This is a genomic window from Pseudomonas sp. LAMO17WK12:I10 (assembly GCF_900215185.1).
Lineage (GTDB): Bacteria > Pseudomonadota > Gammaproteobacteria > Pseudomonadales > Pseudomonadaceae > Aquipseudomonas > Aquipseudomonas chlororaphis.
This window is the reverse complement of sequence record NZ_OBDX01000065.1, coordinates 1-5,795: the sequence shown is the minus strand read 5'-3', so window position 1 is coordinate 5,795 and position 5,795 is coordinate 1. Positions and strand designations below refer to the sequence as shown.

The 5,795-nt window shown below is 55.3% G+C and carries 5 protein-coding genes and 5 pseudogenes; 2 read left to right on the top strand and 8 right to left on the bottom strand.

All coding sequences use genetic code 11. The features are described 5' to 3' along the window. The 8 genes and pseudogenes from CRO75_RS31880 to CRO75_RS31850 all read right to left on the bottom strand — a co-directional run. Positions 1-432: pseudogene (locus CRO75_RS31880) on the bottom strand (transposase); the annotation flags it as partial. Positions 433-437: 5 nt separating this feature from the next. Next, positions 438-814, bottom strand: a pseudogene (locus tag CRO75_RS33490) (conjugal transfer protein TraG N-terminal domain-containing protein); the annotation flags it as partial. Continuing rightward, positions 815-1,162 (bottom strand): annotated as a pseudogene (locus CRO75_RS33485) (conjugative transfer ATPase); the annotation flags it as partial. Between the two features lie 143 nt (positions 1,163-1,305). Beyond that, positions 1,306-1,935 (bottom strand): DoxX family protein, encoded by a 630-nt coding sequence (locus CRO75_RS31870; RefSeq protein WP_097140597.1) that lies wholly within the window; start codon positions 1,933-1,935, stop codon positions 1,306-1,308. Between the two features lie 2 nt (positions 1,936-1,937). Next, complete coding sequence (locus tag CRO75_RS31865; protein WP_097140594.1) at positions 1,938-2,687, bottom strand: putative DNA-binding domain-containing protein; 750 nt, start codon at positions 2,685-2,687, stop codon at positions 1,938-1,940. Continuing rightward, the gene (locus CRO75_RS31860) at positions 2,684-3,538 is read right to left on the bottom strand and encodes a DUF692 domain-containing protein (protein ID WP_097140591.1); all 855 of its coding nucleotides are present in this window, start codon (positions 3,536-3,538) and stop codon (positions 2,684-2,686) included. The genes CRO75_RS31865 and CRO75_RS31860 overlap by 4 nt, the downstream gene beginning before the upstream one ends. A gap of 17 nt (positions 3,539-3,555) precedes the next feature. Next, positions 3,556-3,918, bottom strand: coding sequence for a hypothetical protein (locus tag CRO75_RS31855; protein WP_097140589.1), 363 nt, complete (start codon positions 3,916-3,918; stop codon positions 3,556-3,558). A gap of 713 nt (positions 3,919-4,631) precedes the next feature. Further along, a pseudogene (locus CRO75_RS31850) lies at positions 4,632-5,381 on the bottom strand (helicase-related protein); the annotation flags it as partial. A 16-nt stretch (positions 5,382-5,397) separates the two neighbouring features. Here CRO75_RS31850 and CRO75_RS33635 point away from each other — a divergent pair. Further along, positions 5,398-5,505 carry a phage protein GemA/Gp16 family protein gene (locus CRO75_RS33635; RefSeq protein WP_097140587.1) on the top strand — a complete coding sequence of 36 codons (108 nt, stop codon included), beginning with the start codon at positions 5,398-5,400 and terminating at the stop codon, positions 5,503-5,505. Positions 5,506-5,521: 16 nt separating this feature from the next. Further along, positions 5,522-5,795, top strand: a pseudogene (locus CRO75_RS31840) (IS3 family transposase); the annotation flags it as partial.

Below are 5,795 nucleotides of genomic sequence, written 5' to 3'. Positions count from 1 at the left end.
CGGGCATAGTCAGCAAACGACTGCCCAGATCATCGTCAGCCAGTTGGCCAGCCATCTTTTTATCCAGCTGCATGATTTGCTCATCCAGATAGCCGAAGTGTGCGTGTAACCGCTGTAACAATGTGCTGAGCCGTATCGGCAACTTATGCCCAGCCAGAACGCTAGGCAGACGTTTTATGACCGTCCGGCTCAGAGGCAGGCTGATGCCGAACTCCAGCAGGAAGCCATGGAGTTGATTGATTGTTTTGGTGCGGTCGCGTACCAGCGACTCACGCATACATGCAGTACTGAGAGCGTTCGCTGGGCCTCGGTTTTAGGCGAGACAAATCGCATCGAAGGGCGTGAGGCGGCTTCACAGATCGCCTCGGCGTCAATGAAATCATTTTTGTTACTTTTAACAAAAGGCCGAACAAACTGCGGGGATATCAGTTTGGTTAACCACCGCCGCCAGACACCTCTGGAAGGCCTGCATCACGACTGGCGTTGTATGGCCATGAGGTGCGTGGAGTCTTGGAGTAATCGGTGTTGTAGTAGCTGGAGGTGTTCAGAAAAAAGTGGGAACCAATCCAGTTCAGATCCTTGAGCGTTTCAGATGTACTTGCTGATGACCTTAAGTCAGGTTGTCGCATGAACAAGGCCAGTAGCAGTCATGAGTAAAGTCTGTCACTTCCTGGGCGAGTAGAGGGTTGCTGATGCGGGCATTGTCGACGTCCATTCGCATCTGTCTGAGATCCGTGCCACAAGGAATTGCAGCGACAGCCCCACTGGTTAAATCTTTGGATAGTGCATGCATAAATGCCCACCAGACAGGCAGAGGCAAGTCGTCGACGTTCTGTGTGGCGAGCCAGAACCAGGCGCCGAGCTTTCGCCACATTTTGGTGATCTTGACGGCGTAGGGCGAAAGCAATGGGTTCTTGGTAATGATGTGCCCTTCGTCAGTCAGCTTGACGATAGGGCGGCCCTTGAACTGGTCGCGCTCAGCGATATTGTTCACGGTGTTGAGCAGCGAGATATAGGCGATCGACAACTGAGTAATATAGCCCTCGCGGGAGTAGGTGGCCAAGTCAACGATCGTCAAATTCGCCTCAGGCCAGGGCGTACCTTCGCGGTTGAACATCTCGCCGTCGGCGCCCATGCAGAACATGTCCATGGCCTCGGCTACCCGCGATCAACGTGACACGGATTTACCGGGTCATGCGTGATCACAATCTGCTGCTTGAACGCCGGATCAAACAGCCCGGCGTGCCGCGCCGGCACGAAGGCTATCGCCAGCATGCCCGCAACGAGGGAAAACCACCTTGAAATCTATACTCTGGTCAGCGGGCATAGTGGCAAGCCAGAGGGCTTGCGCCAGATTTTGGCAATCCAGTAATCCATCGAAAACCAGGTGCCGGCGCCACTGAAAAACAAGCTGAGCAACATGATCAGGTAGGTCACAGCGAATTCGATGCCATTGTTGACGATGGCAAAGTGGCCACTAGAGGTGAGCCACGCGTAGTTGCCGTGCTCCTCGAGGATTTGCTTTGCCCGTTCCAGCTTCGGCCCGGAGCTTATTACTTGATCGTTGGCAAAAGGCGCTCCGACATCGGCAATGGCCTGCCAACCGTTTGGCCAGTGGACAGCGAAAATCGCCACCAGCATGGTCACCATGAGTGGAATGCTGATCCAGCGTACAGCCAGCCCCAACAGCAGCAACATCGCGCCAAGAGTTTCTGTCAGGGCTGCCAACCAGGCCAGAAGCGTCGGGAAGGGGAACCCCAACCCCCAATCGGCATTGCCGAACCATTCGATGGTGGCTGGCATGTCTGTCAGCTTGTGCGTTCCGGCCATCCACAGCACCGGGACTAGGAACAGACGCAGCGCCAAGGGAGCAAGAAAGCTCAAACGACGTGTTGAGTTGAGCAGTTGGTACGAACGGTCAAAAAAGTTAAGCATAATCACTCCAAAGGCAATGCACCGAGTAGGATGTTCTGGCGTAGCCAGCTCCTCAGCAAGGCATGAACGTGTTGAAAATAAGCTTCGTTGGCACTCAGTCCTGACTGTTTGGCAAGTTCCGGCAGCAGCTCTGCAAGCCTCGGCACTTCTCCCTTTTCGCCGGCCTCTCGCAAGCGGCAGGCAAGGTGATAGGCGAAGGGCGTGAGCTGCATGAAACGCACTTGTTCTTGAGCGTCACGCCATACCAGGAGGCAGGTCGATAGTTCTGGCTCTGACGCCGGCCAGTACTTAGGTCCCAGATGGTGCACAGGCCATCGATAGGCCAGCGGCAAGGCCAGAGGTGACCAGTGCCATGACCCGGCAGGCAGCTGCCCACAGGCAGCGGAGTCAGCCAGGGTCAGGGCCAACTCAATCCATTCGTAATGAGCCAGCTCTGTCATAAAGGGGGGATCGCCCTCTTCGGACTGATAAGACGTTTCCAACCAGGCAATGAACTCTTCACCCAGCTTGCTGAAATAGGGAGTCGTGCAGCGATGGTCCCGCAAGAAGTCCCTGATCAACCGCTGCCAGCGTTCATCATCAAACAGACTGTGCAGTATCGGGAAGCCGTTGCTCACAAAACTTTCCACATTGTTGAAGAACAGCTCTTCATAGATTGCCATGCGTTCAGGCTGTATCCAGGAAGGCTGAGTCGCTCGTTCGGGATCACGAATCCGTGCCGCGAATTGCTCCTGCCACTGTCTTGCATTCATGTGCCGTACCCGAGTTGTGAATTGTTCGATCTATTGGCCAGGGCTTGAAAGCGGCGAATCTTCTCCACCTCCGCATAGAGTTCGGGCAGTGGCGGAAAGTTGAAATCGCGCTCGAGCAACGTGGGGCGCTCGCCATGGCAGGCATAGGTATGGGCCAGCAATTGCCATACAGGGCTGCAGATTGCCGCTCCATGGGTATCGATCTTCAGGTCAAGCGCTTCATCCTGATGGCCAGCCATGTGCAGATAAGCAATGCGTTCACTGGGCATGGCCGCGATATAGGCGTAGGGATTGAAAGCGAAGTTACTGGCATTGACGTACACATTGTTGACGTCCAGCAGCAGTTGGCAGTCTGCTTCTTCCAGGACGGCACGAATAAACGCCACTTCATCCAACTCCCCTGGCAAACGGGTGTAGGCGGACACATTTTCGATGATCAATGGTCGTTCGAGAATGTCCTGAACAAGGCGAATGCGCGCGGCGACCCGATGTACCGATTCTTCGCAAAAAGGGAGCGGCATGAGGTCGTAGAGCTGGCCGTGGTCAGCGCTGGCCGACAGGTGTTCGCTATAGCCGCGGATGGCATGTTCATCGAGAAAGTCCTTGATCGCTTGTAGCAAGTCGAGATCCAGCGGCGTATAGCCGCCCAGGTTGAGGGACAGTCCATGGCACATGAGCGGCAGGCGTTCAGTGAGTTCGCGGAACTGGCGACCCAGCCGGCCGCCAATGCCGATCCAGTTCTCCGGAGCAACCTCAAGGAAGTCGACTTGCCCGGCAGCGCTTTCGATAAGCCCGTTAAGCAGGCCACGACGCAAACCCAGGCCGGCCCCACTGACGAATGTCTTGTGCATGGTCTGTCCCCTCGGTTTTAGGACTTCTTCTTGTCGGCGCCGCAGGTGCCTTCCTTGCCCTTCATGTCGCCACCACAGGTACCTTCATGACCGGCTTTGGAAGCCTTGGCTTCGCCGCAAGAACCTTCCTTGCCTTTGGCTTCGGCTCCGCAGCTGCCTTCATGGCTGGCTTTGCCATCTTTGGTGGCCGCGGGCTTGCTCGAGCCACCGCATTTGCTTTCCCCACAGGAGCCTTCCTTGGCCTTCTCAGCGGCAGCCAGGCTGTATCCACTGCTCAGTTCCTGCACGGCAAAAGGGTTTTGAGCAGCTTGCACGGAAACACTGGCGGCACCCAGTAGAGCAGTAGCGAATACCGAAGAAGCGAGGGGCATTTTTTTCATAACATGAATCCTTAGTGTTGAGTATGAGAGCCGAAATGGCGTTCTCGTAGTTCTAGAAAAACTGCTTTTCACCCAAGTGAGAGGCAATGGAAATCCACAAGCGCATTACCCACGGGCAATGCACAGCTGCTTACTGGCGACTCATGGGGCCGGTGGATCGATGATGCTTATCGGCCAGCGCTGAAGAGCTGTACCTCATTATGCGTCGCAGCCCAGACAAACAACCGAGGCAACGACCTGAAGTTCTGTATGAAATTTCCCAAGGCGTCTCCTCATCATCCATCTCGCGCTCATTAAGCGGCTGCGCCAGCCGATGATTTTCGGAAAACAATCGGTGGATTTTCTGGATCTGGGTCTTTGACAATTCATTGGGTTGCTCGAACAAAACCTATTGAGCTTCTTCTGTATAGGGGGGCAGTCAGCCCTTGAGGGTGTTGTAGTGGCAGCAGGATTACTAAATTAGTCACTGATAGGAAAACAACCATGAAGCGCCTGAATGGCTAGCACCGACTTTGGATGGTGTTCTGCGGTGTGCTCTGCGTCGCTGTCGCTTGGCAGAGTCGGTATCGGACAAGCACTGAATTTGACCTTGATTACATAGTGCATGCCTGACCTGGACCTGTTGCACAGCTGTAAAAAAGAAACGCATCAGGTGCCGAATCTGACCAAAAGAGTTCTAGGAGAAAAAAGGTCACCCGAAGGCGGCCCTGTTGTTATGCAGCAATCAATTGCCTGGCAAGTGCCATCTCCACTGAATCACCATCCTGGTTCAACGAGTCGAGACCTGAATCTGGCACGTCTCCCGACGTGCTTTGAGCCTCGGCAATCTTCTTGGCCATCAGTTGCAGACAGGTAATCTGCGAGCTGCCGGCATAGCCAAAGAAAATGACTCGCACAGGTTGCTTTTGCCCGATCCGCCACGACCGTCGCGCCGCCTGCTGCAGGGGGTACACGTTGTAACCCGTCTGCAGGAACGCAATGGTCGGAAAGTCGAGCAGATCCAGCCCAGTCTCTACAAGCTCCGGGTTGGTGATCAGCACGTCGATCCCGCGATCAACTTGGTCGAGGATCCAGTCCTCTCGCCTGGCCGTATCCACTGAGGCTCGAAGAACCGCAACCTTCAAACCTGCCTGCTCTAACATTCGCTTGAGCCTGCTGGTTGTGTCCCGTGTTCCGGTGTAGACGGAGTAAGCCAGAACCTTACGGTTGTTGGCTTTCTCCGCCAGGCATAGGTCCAAAAGCGCCTGTTCCTTGGGCATCAGTTCCTCATCTCCGAAAATCGCCGGCACGAATGCCAGCGTGTCTCTGGAGCGAGGGTGCTTCACTGCCTCTGGTCGAAAGCAGCAGTCCGGCCAGGCCGGCAGTACGTTGAGCACCACCCCCAAAAGTGTGGTATCGCGGCGGGCGAGAGCCTGACGCAACTCCGCAGTTAATGTTCCCGCAAGCTTCTGGTAGGCCGAGGCCAGCTTCGTGAAAAGCATGACCAAGGTGTCTGCGCTGCAATGGCTCAGCGTTGCCCAAGCAAGTCGAGTGATTGAAAACCTGAAGCAGTGGCAGCACCGCGTGATCAATAAGGAGGTCGTATGAAAGCGCCCTGTAGCGCGCCGCCGGCAGCCGCAGCATCGTGTCGATGATGCAGGAAGATGGCGAGCAAATCGGACGGTTCAAGGTGCGTGGCCTGATGCGGGAACTGGCGTTAGTCAGCAAACAACCTGGATCACATGCCTACAAACAGGCGACGGTCGAGCGGCCGGATATTCCGAATATCTTGAATCGAGAGTTTGAAGTGCCGGCACCCAACCAGATCTGGTGTGGCGATATCACCTACATCTGGGCTCAAGGGAAATGGCATTACCTGGCTGTCGTGCTGGATCTCT

Coding starts and splice junctions, on each gene's coding strand:
- CRO75_RS31870 (WP_097140597.1), bottom strand. CDS start 1,935: ATGCTTAACTTTTTTGACCGTTCGTACCAACTGCTCAACTCAACACGT.
- CRO75_RS31865 (WP_097140594.1), bottom strand. CDS start 2,687: ATGAATGCAAGACAGTGGCAGGAGCAATTCGCGGCACGGATTCGTGAT.
- CRO75_RS31860 (WP_097140591.1), bottom strand. CDS start 3,538: ATGCACAAGACATTCGTCAGTGGGGCCGGCCTGGGTTTGCGTCGTGGC.
- CRO75_RS31855 (WP_097140589.1), bottom strand. CDS start 3,918: ATGAAAAAAATGCCCCTCGCTTCTTCGGTATTCGCTACTGCTCTACTG.
- CRO75_RS33635 (WP_097140587.1), top strand. CDS start 5,398: ATGACCAAGGTGTCTGCGCTGCAATGGCTCAGCGTTGCCCAAGCAAGT.